Here is a 17,546-nt window from a genome sequence, read left to right on the forward strand (position 1 = left end):
TCGGCAACCACGACCCGCCTGCCCGGGTCCCCTGTGGCACAGGCCGTCTCGGCCGCGACGCGCCCCGTGGTCGCCAGGTCAGCGGGGTGGCGACGACGGCGAACCCTCGACCAGAAGAAACGCCGTCACACCGTCGGCGAGGCCACTCGCCGCCCGGGCCCGCCAGGCCGGATCAGTGATTTCCGCGGCGTCGGCGCGGTTACGCATGTTCCCGCATTCGAGGAACACCTTCGGGACGCGGGAGAGGTTCAGCCCACCGAGGTCGGACCGGATCGTCATCCCTTCCTTTCCCAGATAGTCGGCCAGCGGCTGGCCGGTGGCACGGCCGAACGCCGACCGCAGGGTTGCGGCGAGCCGGCTCGACGGGGCGAGGATCGCCGCGTTGGCCCGGTCGGGGCTCAGCGCGGGCGCGATCACGTGGAAGCCGCGGCCCTCGGCGGGCCCGCCGTCCGCGTGGATGGAGACGACCGCCGCCGCGCCGGCGCTGTTGCCGATCCTCGCCCGCTCGTCGACGCACGGGCCCACCCCGGCGTCGTCCGGCCGGGTCAGCACGACCCTGGCCCCGCGGGAGCGCAGGATCGCGGCCGCCCGCTGGGTGAGATCGAACGTGAAGGCGTGCTCCGGGTAGCCGCCGTCGGTCTCCGCGCCGACGGTGTCGCACTCCTTGTCGAAGCCGCCGGCGGGCACCGGCCGGTTGATGATCGCGCCCGCCCGACTGTTCCCGCCGTTGTGCCCCGGGTCGAGCACGATGGTGCGCCCGGCGAGGGCCGTCGCGGAGAAGCCGGCGGTGGGCGAGACGGCGGCCGCGGGGACGGGGGCGCCGTGCTGGTCCGAGCCGGTCAGCGCGAACCGTAGGCCGAACCCCGCCACCAGGGCGACGGCGACCACGCCGACGATCTGGACGAGCATCGACGGCCTGATCCACACCGGCATCGTGTCTCCCGCCTGCGGCGAAGTCGAGCTGCCCCGTCCGCACTCACCGTATGCGAACGCGCGAAACCCGCCCGAACGGGGCGGCACGGGACCGCCTTCAGGCCGTGACGAAGTCGATCAACCGCTCCACCGCGCCGAGCAGGCCCACCTCCAGGTCGGTGTAGCTGTCGACCGAGGCGAGCACCCGGCGCCACAGGTCACCGGGCTCAGCGACGCCCAGCGCCCGGCACACCCCCTCCTTCCACGGCTGGCCGCGGGGCACCGTCGGCCAGGCCGGGATGCCGATCGACACCGGCTTCACCGCCTGCCAGATGTCGATGTAAGGGTGCCCGGTGACCAGCACGTGCTCGCCGACGACGGCGGCCGCGATGCGGCTCTCCTTCGACCCGGGGACGAGATGGTCGACGAGGACGCCCAACCGCCGGCCCGGCCCCGGCCGGAACGCCTCGACGACGGCGGGCAGCTCGTCGACGCCGTCGAGGCTCTCCACCACCACGCCCTCGATGCGCAGGTCGTCACCCCACACCCGCTCGACGAGGGCGGCGTCGTGCACACCCTCCACGTAGATGCGGCTGGCGCGGGCGACGCGGGCCCGGTGACCGGCGACGGCGAGTGAACCGGACGCGGTGCGCACAGGGGTGCCGGGCGCCGCGCGGCGGGGCCGCACGAGCGTGACCCGGCGCCCCTCCAGCAGGAAGGCGCCGGGTTCGAGCGGGAACACCCGTCGGGTGCCGTGCCGGTCCTCCAGTGTCACCCCGCCGTGCTCGGTGCCGACCACGGCGCCGCAGAAGCCGGTCGCAACATCCTCGACCACCAGGTCGGGTTCGAGCTCGACCTCCGGTGGTGGAGCCGGGCGGGTGCGGGCGGCGGGCGCCAGGACGTCCCGGCCATAGTCGCGGCTGCGCATCCTCCGAACCTAGGCCGCCAGATCGCCATGATCAGGGATATCGACGCGGGCGTGTCGGGATGCGACAGTGAGGGCATACCCGTACACGGTTGCATGGAGCAACGGGAGGCGCGGCGGTGACCGCACGCTACGGACCGGGAATCGCCCTGCTGGTCGTGGACGTTCAGAACGACTTCGCCGACCCGGCGGGCAGCCTCTACGTGGCCGGTGGCGAGGAGATCATCGAGGGGGTCAACGCCGAGGTCGCGGCCGCGGTGGCCGCCGGGTCCCCGGTGTTCTACAGCCAGGACTGGCATCCCGCGCGCACCCCGCACTTCGTCACCGACGGTGGTGTCTGGCCGCCGCACTGCGTGGCGGGGACCGCGGGCGCCGGATTCCATCCCGACCTGGTCGTGACCGGCGAGGTGATCCGCAAGGGGGTGGACGGGGCCGACGGCTACTCCGCCTTCTCCGTTCGCGACCCGGCTTCGGGGCATCGTTCGGCGACGGTGCTCGGGGAGCGGCTCGCTCGGCTGGGGGTGTCGACGCTCGTCGTCGTCGGCCTGGCCGGCGACCACTGCGTCCGGGAGAGCGCGCTGGACGCGCGGCTGTTGGGCCTGACGGTGCTGCTGCCGCTGGCCCAGACCCGATTCGTCAACCTGCATCCGGGCGATGAGGACCGCGCCGTGGAGGCGATGCGGGACGCGGGTGTGCTGGTCGGCTGAGGCACCGCCGCCACGGCCGTGGCGTGTCGTGAGCCCACGCCAGAGGCCATGCGGTGGAGCAATCCCGCGCGGCTCCTCAGGCCGCGCAGTCTCGGCAGATCATCCGGCGCTCGTCCACGAGCTGGCTACGGTGGTGGACGAGGTAGCACTGCGTGCAGGTGAACTCGTCAGCCTGCCGCGGAAGCACCCGGACGTTCAGTTCTTCTCCGGCCAGGTCAGCACCCGGCAGGCCGAGCTCGGTCTCGAACGGGTCAACGTCGTCACCGAGATCAGCCGCCGCGTCCGCCCGCCGCGCCTTGAGGGCCTCGAGGCTCTGCTCGGAGGCGTCCTCTATGTCAGCCGTACGAGGTGTGTCGTAATCGGTGGCCACTGAATAACTCCCAGAAAGGTTGTGCGTGGTCGTGCGCAAGCCACAACGCACGACCGCCGGGGTATGTGCCCGTCAGACCCGCGCTACCCGGGTGTGGGCTTCGCCACACCCTCGCAACCATCTCCGCGTCGATGCGTCGCAGGACCCCGACCCTCCGCGACGCCTGCCCGACCCCCGCAGCCCGGCGCAGCCGCGGGCCGGACGGCGCGGGACTCAGCCGGTGCGCCGCAGCCAGGTCACCGGGGCCCCGTGGGCACCCCGGCGCAGCGGCTCGAGGACGTCGTCCCAGGCCGTCCCGAGCAGGCGGTGCAGGCCACGCGCGAGGGTCTCGCGAGCCTCGCCCCGTTCCAGCAGCGCCCGCAGGGCGGCCTCGCCGACCACCACGTCGCCGTTGGCGGCGATCGCGGCCCGGTGCAGGCCGAGATCGGGGGTGTAGGAATAGCGCTCGGCATCACACCCGGGCGAGGGTCCCTCGACCGTCTCGAAGGTGACGTGGCCGAGCCGGCGCAGGGCACCGGCGACCCGGCCCGCCGTGCCCGGGGAGGCGCGCCACTCCAGCCCGGCGAAGAGGAATCCGGGCATGCCGGGCTGCGCCGTCCAGGTCAGCGAGACCGGCGACGACAACACTCCGGACACGCCGAACTCCAGGTGCGGGCATAGCGCCGGCGGACAGGCGAGCGCCGCCAGCTTGCCCGGCACGGCGAAGGACGACGAGCCGGATGACAGCTCACGAGCTGTCGAGGACATTGCGACCACGCGGGACCTCCGTCGACGAGGAACGCCTTCCCCTGCGCCTGTCGACCCGCCCCCGCATGGCTTGCCGAAATCGTCCCATGGCCCGGCTCGGCGGACTAGCCCTACCCCCCTCCGGAAGTATGACTAATTGGGCGGAACCCCGGTCCGTGACAACCACGATCCCCGGCTGGGGGATGGTTCATCCGGACAGGTCATCCGGCGAGGGATGGGGCCGGCGCGGCGCGGCCCCGTTGGGCCCGCCGCGGGCGGGCGCGGCGGCCTGGGCGGTGGCGTGCTCGCTGGTGCCGAGCAGACCGCCGAGTCCGCCGAGCACGCCGGTCAGCTCGCTCGGCACGATCCACAGCTTGCTCGCCTGGCCCTGGGCGATCTGCGGCAGCGTCTGCAGGTACTGGTAGGCCAGCAGCTTCTGGTCGGCGTCGCCCTCGTGGATCGCCCGGAAGACGGTGCCGATGGCCTTCGCCTCGCCCTCGGCGGTGAGGATCTGCGCCTCGCGCTCGCCCTCGGCCCGCAGGATCGCCGCCTGCTTCTCCCCCTCGGCCCGCAGGATCTCGCTCTGCTTGACGCCCTCGGCGGTCAGGATCGCCGCACGGCGGTCCCGCTCGGCCCGCATCTGCTTCTCCATCGAGTCCTGGATGGAACGTGGAGGGTCGATGGCCTTCAGCTCCACCCGGTTGACCCGGATGCCCCACTTGCCGGTGGCCTCGTCGAGCACGCCGCGCAACTGCCCGTTGATCTGGTCTCGGGAGGTGAGGGTGGCCTCCAGGTTCATCCCACCGATGACGTTGCGCAGCGTGGTGACGGTGAGCTGCTCGATGGCGCGGATGAAGTTGGCGATCTCGTAGGTGGCCGCCCGGGGATCGGTGACCTGGAAGTAGATCACCGTGTCGATCCCGACGACGAGGTTGTCCTCGGTGATCACCGGCTGCGGCGGGAAGCTGACCACCTGCTCGCGCAGGTCGATGCGGTCACGCACCCGGTCGACGAAGGGGACCACGATCGCGAGGCCCGGGGTGAGGGTGCGGTGGTAGCGGCCGAGGCGTTCCACGACCATCGCCCGCGCCTGCGGGACGATGCGCACCGCCCGCACCAGAAAGATCAACAATACCGCCGCGACCACCACGGCGACGATGACACCTGCCATGACGTACCCCTCCCTGTCGAACCCGCGGGCCTTGCCGTGACCCCGCCGGCGCCGGGCACGCCGGGCCCGGGGGTCAGATCTCGAATCGGTGCACGATGGCGGTCGCTCCGTCGATGCGCAGGACGTGTGCCTGGCTGCCCACCTCCAGCACGGTCGCGGTCGGGTACGACCGGGCCGACCAGACCTCCCCCTTGATCTTCACCCGGCCGCCCTCGCCGTCCACCCGTTCCACCACCAGCGCCCGCTCCCCCACGAGCGCCTCGGTGCCGGTGCGCAGTTCCGGGGTACGTTGCAGGTGCCGGCGGGCCACCGGGCGCAACCCGAGGCCGAGGCCGCCGGCGGCCACGACGAACCCGACGATCTGCCAGGCCACGTCGGCGCCCAGCAGCGCGACGGCCGCGCCGACCAGCGCCGCCAGCGAGAACATCACCAGCGTCAGGTCCAGCGTGAGCAGCTCGCCGGCGAGCAGGGCGCCGGCGACGACGACCCAGATCGCCCAGTCGGCCATGACTCCATGCTAGGCCCGACCGTCAGCGACCGATCAATAAAACTTCAATGATCGCCGAGGCTCTGACCTCACACTTCGTGCGCCCCCGGATCGAAGGATCCGTCCTGGCCGTAGGCTTCCTTCGTATGTCGCAGGTATGGCCGGGCAGCCCTTATCCCCTGGGCGCCACATATGACGGGTCGGGGACGAATTTCGCGCTCTTCTCGGAGACCGCCGACCGGGTCCAGCTCTGCCTGTTCGACGATGCCGGCAACGAGGATCAGGTCGATCTGCGCGAGGTCGACGCCTTCGTCTGGCATGCCTACCTGCCCACCGTCGGGCCGGGGCAGCGCTACGGCTACCGGGTCCACGGCCCGTACGACCCCGCCCGCGGCGCGCGCTGCAACCCGCACAAGCTGCTGCTGGACCCGTACGCGAAGGCCGTCGACGGCGAGGTCGCCTGGGACCAGGCGGTGTTCCCGTACACCTTCGGCGACCCCGACGGCGTCAACGACGCCGACTCCGGTCCGCACATGATGAAGTCGGTCGTGATCAGCCCGTTCTTCGACTGGAACGGCGACCGTCCCCCGCGAACCCCCTACAACGAGTCGGTCATCTACGAGGCGCACGTCCGCGGGCTCACCAAGAACCACCCCGGGCTGCCCGAGGAGTACCGCGGCACCTACGCCGGCATCGCCCACCCGTTGATGATCGACCACTACCGCAAGCTCGGCGTCACCGCGATCGAGCTGCTGCCCGTGCACCAGTTCGTCCACGACGAGCACCTGGTCAGCAAGAACCTGCGTAACTACTGGGGCTACAACTCGATCGCCTTCCTCGCCCCGCACAACGGCTACTCCGCCTCCGGCGGGCACGGCCGGCAGGTGCAGGAGTTCAAGGGCATGGTCAAGAACCTGCACGAGGCCGGGATCGAGGTGATCCTCGACGTCGTCTACAACCACACCGCCGAGGGCAACCACATGGGACCGATGCTGTGCTTCCGCGGCATCGACAACGCCGCCTACTACCGGCTCGTGGACGACGACCCCCGCTACTACATGGACTACACGGGCACCGGCAACAGCCTGCGGGTGCGCCACCCCCACGTCCTCCAGCTGATCATGGACTCGCTGCGGTACTGGGTGACCGACATGCACGTCGACGGCTTCCGCTTCGACCTGGCCGCGACCCTGGCGCGGGAGTTCTACGACGTCGACCGGCTGTCGTCGTTCTTCGACCTGGTCCAGCAGGACCCCGTCGTCTCCCAGGTCAAGCTGATCGCCGAGCCGTGGGACCTCGGCGAGGGCGGCTACCAGGTCGGGAACTTCCCCCCGCTGTGGACGGAGTGGAACGGCAAGTACCGCGACACCGTCCGTGACTTCTGGCGCGGCCAGGACCATGGCATCGCCGAGTTCGCCTCCCGGCTCACCGGGTCGAGCGACCTGTACGAGAACAGCGGCCGGCGCCCCTGGGCGTCGATCAACTTCATCACCGCCCACGACGGTTTCACGCTGCGCGACCTCGTCTCGTACAACGAGAAGCACAACGAGGCCAACGGCGAGGACAACCGGGACGGATCCGACGACAACCGGTCATGGAACTGCGGAGTCGAGGGGCCGACCGACGACCCCGACGTATTGTCCCTGCGGACCGCGCAAACCCGTAACCTGCTCACGACGCTACTGCTGTCCCAGGGGGTGCCGATGCTTGTCGCCGGAGACGAGATGGGGCGCACCCAACACGGCAACAACAACGCCTACTGCCAGGACAACCCGATCTCCTGGCTGGACTGGGCGGACGCCGAGCGCAACGCGGACCTGGTCGAGTTCGTCGGCCTGCTGTCCAGGCTCCGCAGGGACCACCCGATCTTCCGCCGCCGCCGGTTCTTCCAGGGGGTCTCCCTGCGCGGGCAGGGCGCCGCGGCCGGCGCCGCCGCCAACGACGACCCGGCCGTCAAGGACATCGTCTGGCTGCGGCCGGACGGCACCGAGATGACCGACACCGACTGGGAGTCCGGCACGGCCCGATCCCTGGGCGTCTATCTCAACGGGGAGGGCATCCCGGACCCGGACGCGCTCGGCCAGTCGATCGTCGACGACTCGTTCCTGTTGTTCTTCAACGCCCACTACGAGCCGGTCGCCTTCCGGGTGCCGGCGCCGAGCTTCGGCGCGTCCTGGGAGACGGTCGTCGACACCCGCAAGTCCACCGCCGAGATCGACGCCACCCTGGAGGCCATCCCGCTGGCCCACTCCGCCCTGGATCCCACCGACGTGGGCAAGGTGGTCAAGGCCGGCGACCCGATCGAGATCGACGCCCGTTCGACGGTCGTGCTGCGCCGTGTCGACTGAGCCGACCTCGCCGCCAGGTGGGCCCCGAGGCGAGCGGGTGGTGCCGACCTCGACCTACCGGCTCCAGCTCAACCTGGACTTCTCCCTCACCGACGCGGCGGTGATCGTCCCCTACCTGGCCGCGCTCGGGGTGTCGCATCTGTACCTTTCGCCGGTGTTGGAGGCCGCCCCCGGCTCTACGCACGGCTACGACGTCGTCGAGCACGGCCAGATCAACCCCGAGCTCGGCGGGACGGGCGGCCTGCGCCGGCTGACCGCCGCCTGCCGCAAGGCCGGGCTCGGGATCGTCGTCGACATCGTCCCGAACCACATGTCCGTCACCCCGGAGGCGGCGAACTCGGCCTGGTGGTCGGTGCTGCGTGAGGGGCCCGAATCCCCCTACGCCACCTGGTTCGACATCGACTGGGCCGCTCCCGACAACCCTGGCCGGGTGCTGGTGCCGATCCTCGGTGCCGGCCTCGCGGACTGCCTGGCCGCCGGGGAGATCTCCGTCGAGCAGGACACCGAGGGCGCGTGGGTCGTCGTCTACTACGACCATGTGCTGCCGACCGCGCCCGGCACCGCCGACCCCGACGACGTCGCCGCGACCCTGGACGCCCAGTACTACCGGCTGTGCTGGTGGCGGGTCGCCGCGAGCGAGCTGAACTACCGCCGTTTCTTCGACATCACGACCCTCGCCGGGCTGCGCCAGGAGGAAGCCGACGTCTTCGCCGCCACCCACCGGCTGCTCATCGAGCAGGTCCGGGCGGGCACGTTCGAAGGGCTGCGCATCGACCACCCGGACGGCCTGGCCGACCCGGAGGGCTACCTGCGGCGGCTGGCCGACGCCTCCGGCGGGGTGTGGACCGTCGTCGAGAAGATCCTGGAGAACGACGAGGCCCTGCCCGACACCTGGGCCTGCGACGGCACCACGGGCTACGAGGGGATCGCCCGGCTGACCCGGCTGTTCCTCGATCCCGTCGCCGGGCATCCGCTCGCGGTGCTCTACCAGGAGATCACCCGCGCCGATCCCGACTACGAGGCCGAGGCGCGGGCCGCCAAGCTCGACGTGCTCGCCGGCGTCCTGCAGCCCGAGGTCGACCGGCTGACCGCGCTCGCCCTCGGGGAGGCCCGGGAGGCCCGCGCGGACCTCACCCGCACCGGGCTGCGCGAGGCGCTGTGCGAGGTGCTGGCCGCCTTCGACGTCTACCGGGCCTACATCCGCCCGGACGGCACCCCGAGCCTGGAGGCACGCGGCCACGTGGTGCGGGCCTGCGAGCAGGCCCGTTCCTACCTGCCCGGCCGCTCCACCGAGGTCGACCTGATCGAGGACCTGGCCCTGGGCGGTCCGCCCGAGTTCGTCATGCGCTTCCAGCAGACGTGCGGCCCGGTGATGGCCAAGGGCATCGAGGACACGGCGTTCTACCGGTACTCCCGGCTCATCGCGCTCAACGAGGTCGGCGGGGACCCGGCACGCTTTCCGGCGTTCACCACCGGGCATCCGCGCAGCGCCGTCACCGAGTTCCACGAGGCGAACCTGTCGGTGCAGCGGAACTGGCCGCTGACGATGACCACCCTGTCCACGCACGACACGAAGCGCTCCGAGGACGTCCGCGCCCGCCTCGCCGTCCTGTCGGAGGACCCGCGCGGCTGGGCGGAGGTGGCCGGCCGCCTGGTCCGCCTCGGCGAACGCCACCGCGACACCGAGCAGGGCTGGCCGGACCGGTCCACGGTGTACTTCCTGCTGCAGACCCTCGTCGGCGCCTGGCCGCTGTCCACCGAGCGGGCGACCCAGTACATGCTCAAGGCCGTTCGCGAGGCGAAGGTCTACACGAGCTGGACCGACCAGGACCCCTCCTACGAGGCGGCGCTGACGAACTACATCGAGTCGGTGCTGGAGGATGACGAGTTCCTCGCCGTGCTCACCGGCTACGTCGGCACCCTCGTCGAGCTCGGCCGGCAGAACTCGCTGGCCCAGAAGCTGCTCCAGCTCACCGTGCCCGGCGTTCCGGACGTGTACCAGGGCCAGGAGCTGTGGGACCTGTCCCTGGTCGACCCGGACAACCGCCGCCCGGTCAACTACGGCGACCGGACGAAGCTGCTCGCCGAACTCGGCGCCGAGCCGGGCGCGGAGACCGGCGCGCCGCGCCGCCCGCCGCTGCTCGACGACTCCGGCGCGGCGAAGCTGCTCGTCGTCACCCGGACGCTGCGGACCCGCCGCGAACACCCCGAGTGGTTCGGCGACCGGGCCACCTACCGGCCGCTGTGGGCGTCCGGTTCGGCCGCGGAGAACGTGGTCGCCTTCGCCCGCTCCGAGTCGGTGGTCACCGTGGTGCCCCGCCTGGTCCTCGGCCTGCGCCGCGGCGGCGGCTGGCGCGACACCACCATCCCCCTGCCCGAGGGCCGCTGGACCGACGTGCTGACCGGCCGCAAGCACGACGGCGGCACCGCCTACGTTCTGCGCCTGCTGCGCGACTTCCCCGTCAGCCTCCTCGTCCGCTCCTGACCTGGCGCCACCACCGAACCGCCCCGCAGGACGCCCGTCGCGGCCGCACGGCCGGCCCGCAACTCCGCCGGCCGCCCGCTGCGCCGCCGACGCTGCGCTCGTGCCCCAATCCCGGCAATGTGCCGGAGCGGTTGTCTGCCTCCGCCGAGTCCGCAGGTACAGGGCCCAGCCACAGTGCCGCGATCCTTCGGGATGGGGGCAACATTCCCGTTTCGCGTGGCAGCGGGCTCGTCGGTGGAGTTGCAATCCTCGGAGGCGTCCCGAGGACCACCTGGTGCGCGCTCGCCCTGGCTCTCCGAAAGATGATGCAATCCTCGGGGAGTTAGGAGGATCCGAGCAGCGAGTCGGGACCCCGCACATTCGCAGGGTTGCAATCCCTCGGAGGGGTCATGAGGACAATCGAGATATCCACTCCGATCACGAACCGCGTTCAGGACGGCGATGAGCAGCAGCCGCCGGTAGATCCAGCCCTGCCCGTCGGGGTCGAACAGGAGCCGGAACTACGCCGTGGTGAGCAGCGGGGCGGAGCTCCCCTCCGCAGCCGGACGCAGCGCCCGGCGTACGGCCTTGTTCTCCAGCCATTTCTGCAGGGCCACGACGCTGCGGCACGCGCCCCGGAAGCTCATCAGCGGCCCAGCGCTCTCGTCGGCCACGATCTCGCGTGCGATCTCGGCGGCCAGCGCCTCGACCTGGTCGATGCCGGTCTGGTTCACATCCATCACCTCGCGCAGGAAGGAGTAGGTAAGCGCGGCCAGATCCGCGTCGAAGCGACGCACCGCGCGTGGGCCAGGGCCATCGGTGAGCCGGGTCGCCGCGGTGATGAAGATTCGCCACGGCCGGTGAAAGGCATCCCGGGCAAGGCGACGGTTGCCCCAAACCGGCGGAACCGCGTAGGCGGCGAGGAGCGTGCGCCAACCACGCCGCAGTTGCGGGTCCCGCAGGCTCGACCGGATCCACTCGGCGAGCGCCTCGTCGACCCCGTAGACCCCGAGGCTCGCCCCCGGTTGTCGTTACTGAAAACCAGCAGCTCGACGCCGGCGCGCAGCGGACGGTCGTAGCGACGGATCGCCAGCAGCGCAGTCCGGTCGTGCTCGTAACGGCCAGTCAGCCGCACCGAAGCCGCGGATATCCGCCGCAGATCTTCCGACCTGCTTTCGCGTCGTGGTGCGCAGGAAGCTCTCGTCCCAGCTGTGTACGCCGGTGCTGGGCCCGCCGGTGCTGGGCCCGCCGGTGCTGGGCCCGCCGGTGAGCCGGCTTCCGTACGGCAGCGCGTGGAAGCAGCAGACGCAGGGCCAGCACAGCGCGAGCCCCTCATACCCTCGAGGAGTTGTGTTTCAGTAGCCCGCGGCGTCGATCGGGGGGACGTCCACCTTCCCGTAGAAGGCGACGACCGCCCGTCCGCACAGCGCACACGGCGCCTTCGGCCAGGTGGCGGGATTCGGCATGGTGCGCCACTCCCGGACCCGGGCCGTGTTCTCCGCCCGGGTGCGCTTCGGCAGCGTCGGGTGGTGGTTCATCTTCGAGTGCGGGAAGAACGAGCCGCTGGCCTTCAACCAGAAGCTGTCCGCGCGGCGGCGGCTGGCCTCCGCGGCGGCGGCCGCGTCCTCGATCATTCGGTCGACCGCGGCGTCGAAATCAACCGCCGGCAGGTCCTCGGGTTGGTGGACGGCACCCGTCCGGTCGAGGGCCAGGGCCGCGAGCAAGGCCAATGCGAACGCGCCGCTGCTCGACCACCAGATCATCCACATGGCCCAACTCGGTGATCTCTGTCATGCCGCGACCCAGCCGAAGCCGGCCGAGGTGGACTGGCCGAGGCCCCAGGACCACAACGCGCGCAGCGTCTCCGGCGCGCCGCGCAGCCGCGCCTCCAGCGGCGCACCGATCTTCCTGCCCTTGCCCGCGTCGATGCTGCGGCGGGCACCCACCCAGGTGATGTCCTCCACGGTCACGTCCGGGTCCACCCCGATGGTCTCGGCCTTGCGCCGCAGGCCGGTGGCGAAGTAGCCGGCGAACTCCGGCTCGCCCGGCAGCAGGAACGCCTGCCGGGTCGTTCGAACCCCGTCCGGCCCACGCCCGGAGCCCTTCACCACGACCGGGGTGACCGTGCGCAGGACGGCCCGGCCGGACTCGAACGACGGCGACTCGATCAGCTCGACCGCGTCGACCCGCAGCGCCACCCCACCCCAGTCGATCAAAGGGATGCCGACGAGCACCTTCGCCCACGCCTCCACCAGCGCGAACAGCGGGCTGCCGAGGTCGAGATAGCCCGGACCGCCGATCGTGTAACGCCCGCGCACCCGCTGGGCGTGCGGGAAGGTCGGGGGCCCGTAGCCGAACGGCACCATCCGGTGCGCGCCCCACCCCTCGTCGTGCAGGACCCGGGCCAGCGCCGGATCGATCTGCCCGAGCATCGAGTAACACAGCCCCCGCCCCGGGATCTGCACGCTGCGCCACGGGATCTCACGTGCGGTCGAACGGACCGCAACCCTCAGCCGCATCCCACCCTCACTCCCTCACCTTGACCGCTTCTCGTCTGCAATCAGAGACTCTCCGTGAATATCGGTACCAGGCCGCATCATGCACGAGACCTCCGACAGTTCCTGACGGACCCGGACCCACGTGCCGACAGCGGCGGCATCCCGCCATGGGCGGCGCGAAGGGGCCCCTCCCCCGAACCGAGCCACGCCGTCGCCGGGCGTCGGCGCTGGGCGCTTTCCGATGGGCGGGCTGCAATGCGGATCACGGATCCCACCTGGCGCGTCCGCCGCCATGAGACCGGTCACAGGGGGCCGTCCCGCCCGGTGAAACCGGGTCCTGCGGGCACCTTCGGTGGGGGCCGTTGTCACGGACACGGCATGTCACGCGGCGACGGAAGGTAGACAGGAGCTATGAGCACCTTCCGGCTGTGGGCCCCCGAGGCGAAGACGGTCAGCCTGGTCGTGGCGGACTCCGCCGGCGACGCCACCCATGAGATGTCCGCCGGGCGGCGGGGCTGGTGGTGGGTGAACGTCCCCTCCGCGAAGCACGGCACGGACTACGCGTTCCTGCTCGACGGGGGCACCCAGGAGCTGCCCGATCCCCGCTCGGCCTGGCAGCCGGCGGGGGTGCACGGCCGGTCCCGGTTGGTCGACCATGCGACGTTCCGCTGGTCGGATGCAAACTGGCGGGGCATCGCGCTGGCCGGCAGCGTGCTCTACGAGCTGCACGTCGGGACGTTCACCCCGGAGGGCACCTTCGACGCCGCGATCGGCAAGCTCGACCATCTCGCCGAGCTCGGCATCGACGCCGTCGAGCTGCTGCCCGTCAACGCCTTCCCGGGGCACCATGGCTGGGGCTACGACGGGGTGGGCCTGTTCGCCGTCCACGAGCCCTACGGCGGGCCGGAGGGGCTGAAGCGGTTCGTCGACGCGGCACACGCCCGCGGCATCGGCGTGATCATGGACGTCGTCTACAACCATCTCGGCCCGGACGGGAACTATCTGGAGCAGTTCGGGCCCTACTTCACCGACCGGTACATCACTCCGTGGGGGCCGGCGGTCAACCTCGACGCCCCCGGCTCGGACGAGGTCCGCGCGTTCATCCTCGACAGCGCGCTGTCCTGGCTGCGTGACTTCCACTGCGACGGGCTGCGCCTGGACGCCGTGCACGCCTTCCAGGACAGCCGGGCGATGCACCTGCTGGAGGAGATCGCCGAGTCGGTGCACCGGCTCGGCGCGCAGATGCGCCGGCCGCTGTTCGTCGTCGCCGAGTCCGACCTCAACGATCCCAAACTGGTCGTGGCGCCCGAGGCCGGCGGGTACGGCCTGGACGGCCAGTGGTGCGACGACGCCCACCACGCGCTGTGGGCGACGCTGTCCGGCGAACGGCAGGGCTACTACGTCGACTTCGGGTCGATCTCGACGCTCGCCCACGCGCTGACGAAGGGTTTCGTGCACGAGGGCGCCTACTCGACGTTCCGCGGCCGTTCCCACGGCCGGCCGATGCCGCCGACGACGCCGGCCTACCGGTTCGTCACGTTCCTGCAGAACCACGACCAGATCGGCAACCGGGCGGTGGGCGACCGGTCGTCGGCCCAGCTCGGCGACGGGCTGCTGCGCATCGGCGCGGCCCTGCTGCTCACCTCGGCGCTGACCCCGATGCTGTTCATGGGCGAGGAATGGGGGGCGCACACCCCCTGGCAGTACTTCACCGACCACACCGCGCCCGGTCTCGGTGACGCGGTGCGGGAGGGGCGGCGCGCCGAGTTCGCCGAGCACGGCTGGGGGCCCGACGACGTCCCCGACCCGCAGGACCCGGCGACGTTCGAACGGTCGAAGCTGGACTGGTCCGAGCCGACCCGCCCGGGCCACGGCAGCCTGCTGGACTGGCACCGCCGGCTCATCGGGCTGCGCCGCAAGCTGCCGGCGCTGACGGACCCCGCGTGGTCGTCGGTGGAGTGCACCTTCGACGAGGAGGCCCGCTGGCTGGTGGTCCGGCGCGGGGACGTGGCGATCGTCGTCAACCTGGCGTCGCAGCGGCAGGCGGTGCCGCTCGACGGCGTCCCGTTCGACGCGCCGGCGGCCTCGGCGCCCGGCTTCACCTACATGCCCGGCCGGGTCGAGCTCGACGGCGAGTCCGTCGTCATCACCCGCCTGCTGTCGCCCGCCGGCTGAGCGGCGCCACCCCCGGCATCAACGGTCAGCGGCGGATGCGATCCCGGGACAGCAGGAAATACAGCCCGCCGAGCACTGCCAGCCCCACCAGCAACACCATGACGAGCAGCACGACGTAGGTTCCCATGCGTCCATCGTCCCAGGACCCGTCGATGGTCGTGGCGGTCCGGTCCCCCATGTCCGGACGGCCACGTCCGGACGGGGCGCCTGGCCGCGGGAGTCAGGCCGCGGCGGTGAGGCGGGCGCCGTCGCGGGCGAGCGCGGCGAGACGTGACACCGCCCGCTGGTACTTCTTGCGATGCGGCCCGGCAAGCAGCTCGGCGCCGAACAGCTCCCCCAGCGGGACCCCCGAGGCGACGACCGGGATCGACCGGTCGTAGAGCCGGTCGGCGAGCATCACGACCCGCAGCGCCACGGCCTGGTCGGCGACCGGCGCCACGCCGTGCCACGCGACCAGGCTCACCCCGTCGACGAGCGCCCCGTAGCGGGACGGGTGCAACCCGGCCAGATGCGCGCACAGCGCCGCGAACCCGTCCTCGCTGGCTCCCTCGTGGGCAGCGGCGAGCGCCGCGACCTCGGCGTCCAGGCACGGCGAGGGCGGGGCCGGCAGGCCCCGGTGGCGGTAGTCGGTGCCGTCGATGCGCAGGACGTCGAAGCGGGCGGCCAGGCCCTGGATCTCGCGCAGGAAGTCGGCGGCGGCGAACCGGCCGACGCCGAGGTCCTCCGGCTGGGTGTTGCTCGTCGCGGCCAACGCCACGCCGGCGTCGGCGAGGCGGGTCAGCAGGGTCGACATGAGTACCGTGTCGCCTGGATCGTCGAGCTCGAACTCGTCGATGGCGAGCAGCCGCATCCCGCTGAGGGCCCGCACGGTCGCCGCGAAGCCGAGCGCCCCGACCAGGGAGGTGAGCTCGACGAACGTGCCGTACGCCTTCGGCCCCGCAACCGCGTGCCACAGCGAGGCGAGCAGGTGCGTCTTGCCGACGCCGAACCCGCCGTCGAGGTACACCCCCGGCCGGGCCATCCCCGCCCCGCGGCTCGCACCACCCGATCGGGACCCGCGGGCGCCGCGGCCGAACAGCCCCGACCAGCCGCCCCGGCCGCCGCCACCGGAACGGCCAGCCCCGCCGGGGGTGGCGCTCACCCGGTCGGCGAACGCGGACAGGGCGGTGACCGCGGCGCTCTGGCTCGGCTCCGCCGGGTCGGGCAGATAGCCGGCAAAGCGGACGGCATCGAAGCGCGGCGGCGGGACGAGCGCGGCGACCAGATCGTCGGGCCGCAGCTGCGGCCGGCGGTCGACGAGGCGCTGCACCACCCCGCCAGCCTACGAAGCAGGCCGGGATGGACCGCCCGCCGCGCGGCGCCGGGACCGAACTCACAGTGCGCGGGCCGGTCGGGGCAGGGCGAACAGGCCGGACGGCCACCGGTCGCGGGACGGGACGAACCGGATGGCCGGCCCCGCCGACCGGCTACAGTCGGCTCGGTGCGACGCATCCTCCCAGTTCCCGGCCCCTCCGACAGGCGAGGCACGCCCGCGCAGGTCATGGCGTCGACGGGGCCGGTCGCAGCCGGCGCCAGCGCCGCGGCGGACGATCCGAGCGCCGGCGACGAGGTCGCCGCGAAGGCGGCCGAGGTCGACCTCGACGAGGCCTACGCCTACCCGCCCGCCGCCGGGCGGACCAGTTACGTCCGGGCGAACTTCGTCAGCTCGGTCGACGGGGCGGCGGAGGTGGGCGGGCGGTCCGGGCCGCTGGGCGGCAAGGCGGACAGGCAGGTCTTCCAGCTGCTGCGCTGGCTCAGCGACGTGGTGCTCGTCGGCGCCGGCACCGTCCGCCACGAGAACTACGGGCCGGTGATCGTCCCGCCCGAACGGCGGGACCGGCGGCAGGCCGCGGGGCTCGCCGCAGTCCCCCCGATCGCCGTGGTCACCGCGACCGCGGGCCTCGACCCCGGCGCCCGGCTGTTCGACGCCGAGGTACGCCCCGTCGTGCTCACCTGCGACGGCGCCCCACCGGCGAGGAGGCAGGCGCTCGCGGCGGTCGCCGAGGTCGTCCTCTGCGGTGACTCGACCGTCGACCCGGCGTCAGCGCTCGCGGCCCTGGCCGAACGGGGGATGACCCGGGTGCTCACGGAGGGCGGGCCGCTGCTGCACGCCCAGCTGGCCGGCGCCGGCCTGCTTGACGAGCTGTGCCTGACCGTGGCGCCGATGCTGGCCGGGCCCGGGCGGATGGGCATCGTGGAGGGCCCGCCGTGGCCCGAGCCGGTCACGATGCGGCTGGTCCAGGTGCTCACCGAGGACGGCAACCTCTTCCTGCGCTACCAGCGCTGAGGCCGTCCCGCCGGGCCCGTTCGCGCCCGGCGCGGGACAGGTCGGCGGTGGCCGGCGTTCATCCACAGGGCGGCGATTCCCACAGCCGTCATCCACAGGATCCGATGACGACCAGCGCGACCGGCCGGCGCGTTGTTAGCGTCGCCGCACCGAACCTGAACCCGACCGAGCCTGAACCCGACGGCGGTGGTGTGCGGATGACGATCCCCGATGGAGCCCGGACGACGGCGGCCGGTGCGCTCGCCGCGGTGGTGCGCACCCGGCACGAGGTGACGGCCGCCCTGGACCGGGTCGCGGCCGCCGGCCCCGGCGCCTGGGACGGCCGGGCGGCGCAGCTGTGGGCCGGTCGGATGCGGCGTCTCGCCGCCGAGGCGACCGCCCTGCTCGACCGCTGCGTGCTGCTCTGCGAGCAGGCCTGGTCGAGCCCGGCCGGCCGC

General features: G+C 72.3%; 15 protein-coding genes and 1 pseudogene. 6 read left to right on the forward strand and 10 right to left on the reverse strand.

Annotated features, from left to right (window positions below; translation table 11 throughout):
- Positions 1 to 78: 78 nt before the first annotated feature.
- Together FRAQA3DRAFT_RS13725 and FRAQA3DRAFT_RS13730 are read right to left on the reverse strand one after the other, a co-directional pair.
- Entirely contained in the window at positions 79 to 933 is an 855-nt protein-coding gene (locus FRAQA3DRAFT_RS13725; protein WP_009739631.1) for an N-acetylmuramoyl-L-alanine amidase, read from the reverse strand.
- 97 nt (positions 934 to 1,030) lie between these two features.
- Positions 1,031 to 1,840: a DUF3097 domain-containing protein gene (locus FRAQA3DRAFT_RS13730; protein WP_009739632.1), complete on the reverse strand. Its 810-nt coding sequence runs from the start codon at positions 1,838 to 1,840 to the stop codon at positions 1,031 to 1,033.
- A gap of 116 nt (positions 1,841 to 1,956) precedes the next feature.
- On the opposite strand from FRAQA3DRAFT_RS13730, the gene FRAQA3DRAFT_RS13735 reads away from it, so the two are divergent.
- Positions 1,957 to 2,544: an isochorismatase family protein gene (locus FRAQA3DRAFT_RS13735; RefSeq protein WP_009739633.1), complete on the forward strand. Its 588-nt coding sequence runs from the start codon at positions 1,957 to 1,959 to the stop codon at positions 2,542 to 2,544.
- A gap of 76 nt (positions 2,545 to 2,620) precedes the next feature.
- On the opposite strand, the gene FRAQA3DRAFT_RS13740 is transcribed toward FRAQA3DRAFT_RS13735, so the two are convergent.
- From FRAQA3DRAFT_RS13740 to FRAQA3DRAFT_RS13755, 4 genes are all read right to left on the reverse strand, one after another.
- A complete protein-coding gene (locus tag FRAQA3DRAFT_RS13740; RefSeq protein ID WP_009739634.1) occupies positions 2,621 to 2,914 on the reverse strand; it encodes a DUF4193 family protein in 294 nt (97 codons plus the stop codon).
- Between the two features lie 213 nt (positions 2,915 to 3,127).
- Entirely contained in the window at positions 3,128 to 3,661 is a 534-nt protein-coding gene (locus tag FRAQA3DRAFT_RS13745; RefSeq protein WP_035920967.1) for a DUF3145 domain-containing protein, read from the reverse strand.
- Positions 3,662 to 3,848: 187 nt separating this feature from the next.
- Positions 3,849 to 4,811: an SPFH domain-containing protein gene (locus FRAQA3DRAFT_RS13750; protein WP_009739636.1), complete on the reverse strand. Its 963-nt coding sequence runs from the start codon at positions 4,809 to 4,811 to the stop codon at positions 3,849 to 3,851.
- 73 nt (positions 4,812 to 4,884) lie between these two features.
- Positions 4,885 to 5,319: an NfeD family protein gene (locus FRAQA3DRAFT_RS13755; protein WP_009739637.1), complete on the reverse strand. Its 435-nt coding sequence runs from the start codon at positions 5,317 to 5,319 to the stop codon at positions 4,885 to 4,887.
- 125 nt (positions 5,320 to 5,444) lie between these two features.
- On the opposite strand from FRAQA3DRAFT_RS13755, the gene glgX reads away from it, so the two are divergent.
- Positions 5,445 to 7,646 (forward strand): glycogen debranching protein GlgX, encoded by a 2,202-nt coding sequence (gene glgX, locus FRAQA3DRAFT_RS13760; protein ID WP_035920969.1) that lies wholly within the window; start codon positions 5,445 to 5,447, stop codon positions 7,644 to 7,646.
- Between the two features lie 37 nt (positions 7,647 to 7,683).
- Positions 7,684 to 10,131, forward strand: coding sequence for a malto-oligosyltrehalose synthase (gene treY, locus FRAQA3DRAFT_RS13765; RefSeq protein ID WP_009739639.1), 2,448 nt, complete (start codon positions 7,684 to 7,686; stop codon positions 10,129 to 10,131).
- Between the two features lie 500 nt (positions 10,132 to 10,631).
- Here treY and FRAQA3DRAFT_RS31560 read toward each other — a convergent pair whose 3' ends face one another.
- The 3 genes from FRAQA3DRAFT_RS31560 to FRAQA3DRAFT_RS13775 form a co-directional block, all read right to left on the reverse strand.
- Positions 10,632 to 10,907, reverse strand: a complete 276-nt coding sequence (locus FRAQA3DRAFT_RS31560) for a hypothetical protein (protein WP_009739640.1) — start codon at positions 10,905 to 10,907, stop codon at positions 10,632 to 10,634.
- Between the two features lie 558 nt (positions 10,908 to 11,465).
- Positions 11,466 to 11,879 carry a hypothetical protein gene (locus FRAQA3DRAFT_RS31565; protein ID WP_009739641.1) on the reverse strand — a complete coding sequence of 138 codons (414 nt, stop codon included), beginning with the start codon at positions 11,877 to 11,879 and terminating at the stop codon, positions 11,466 to 11,468.
- Positions 11,880 to 11,900: 21 nt separating this feature from the next.
- Positions 11,901 to 12,629, reverse strand: a complete 729-nt coding sequence (locus FRAQA3DRAFT_RS13775) for a CRISPR-associated endoribonuclease Cas6 (RefSeq protein ID WP_009739642.1) — start codon at positions 12,627 to 12,629, stop codon at positions 11,901 to 11,903.
- Positions 12,630 to 13,019: 390 nt separating this feature from the next.
- Between FRAQA3DRAFT_RS13775 and treZ the strand changes: the two genes are divergently transcribed.
- Positions 13,020 to 14,783 carry a malto-oligosyltrehalose trehalohydrolase gene (treZ, locus tag FRAQA3DRAFT_RS13780; RefSeq protein WP_009739643.1) on the forward strand — a complete coding sequence of 588 codons (1,764 nt, stop codon included), beginning with the start codon at positions 13,020 to 13,022 and terminating at the stop codon, positions 14,781 to 14,783.
- A gap of 220 nt (positions 14,784 to 15,003) precedes the next feature.
- Here treZ and zapE read toward each other — a convergent pair whose 3' ends face one another.
- Positions 15,004 to 16,095 carry a cell division protein ZapE gene (gene zapE, locus FRAQA3DRAFT_RS13785; RefSeq protein WP_009739645.1) on the reverse strand — a complete coding sequence of 364 codons (1,092 nt, stop codon included), beginning with the start codon at positions 16,093 to 16,095 and terminating at the stop codon, positions 15,004 to 15,006.
- A gap of 228 nt (positions 16,096 to 16,323) precedes the next feature.
- Between zapE and FRAQA3DRAFT_RS13790 the strand changes: the two genes are divergently transcribed.
- Both FRAQA3DRAFT_RS13790 and FRAQA3DRAFT_RS36040 read left to right on the forward strand, forming a co-directional pair.
- On the forward strand, positions 16,324 to 17,109 hold the full coding sequence (locus tag FRAQA3DRAFT_RS13790) for a pyrimidine reductase family protein (RefSeq protein WP_009739646.1): 786 nt from the start codon (positions 16,324 to 16,326) through the stop codon (positions 17,107 to 17,109).
- A gap of 197 nt (positions 17,110 to 17,306) precedes the next feature.
- Positions 17,307 to 17,546, forward strand: a pseudogene (locus tag FRAQA3DRAFT_RS36040) (hypothetical protein); the annotation flags it as partial.

Origin of the sequence: Frankia sp. QA3, assembly GCF_000262465.1 — a bacterium.
Lineage (GTDB): Bacteria > Actinomycetota > Actinomycetes > Frankiales > Frankiaceae > Frankia.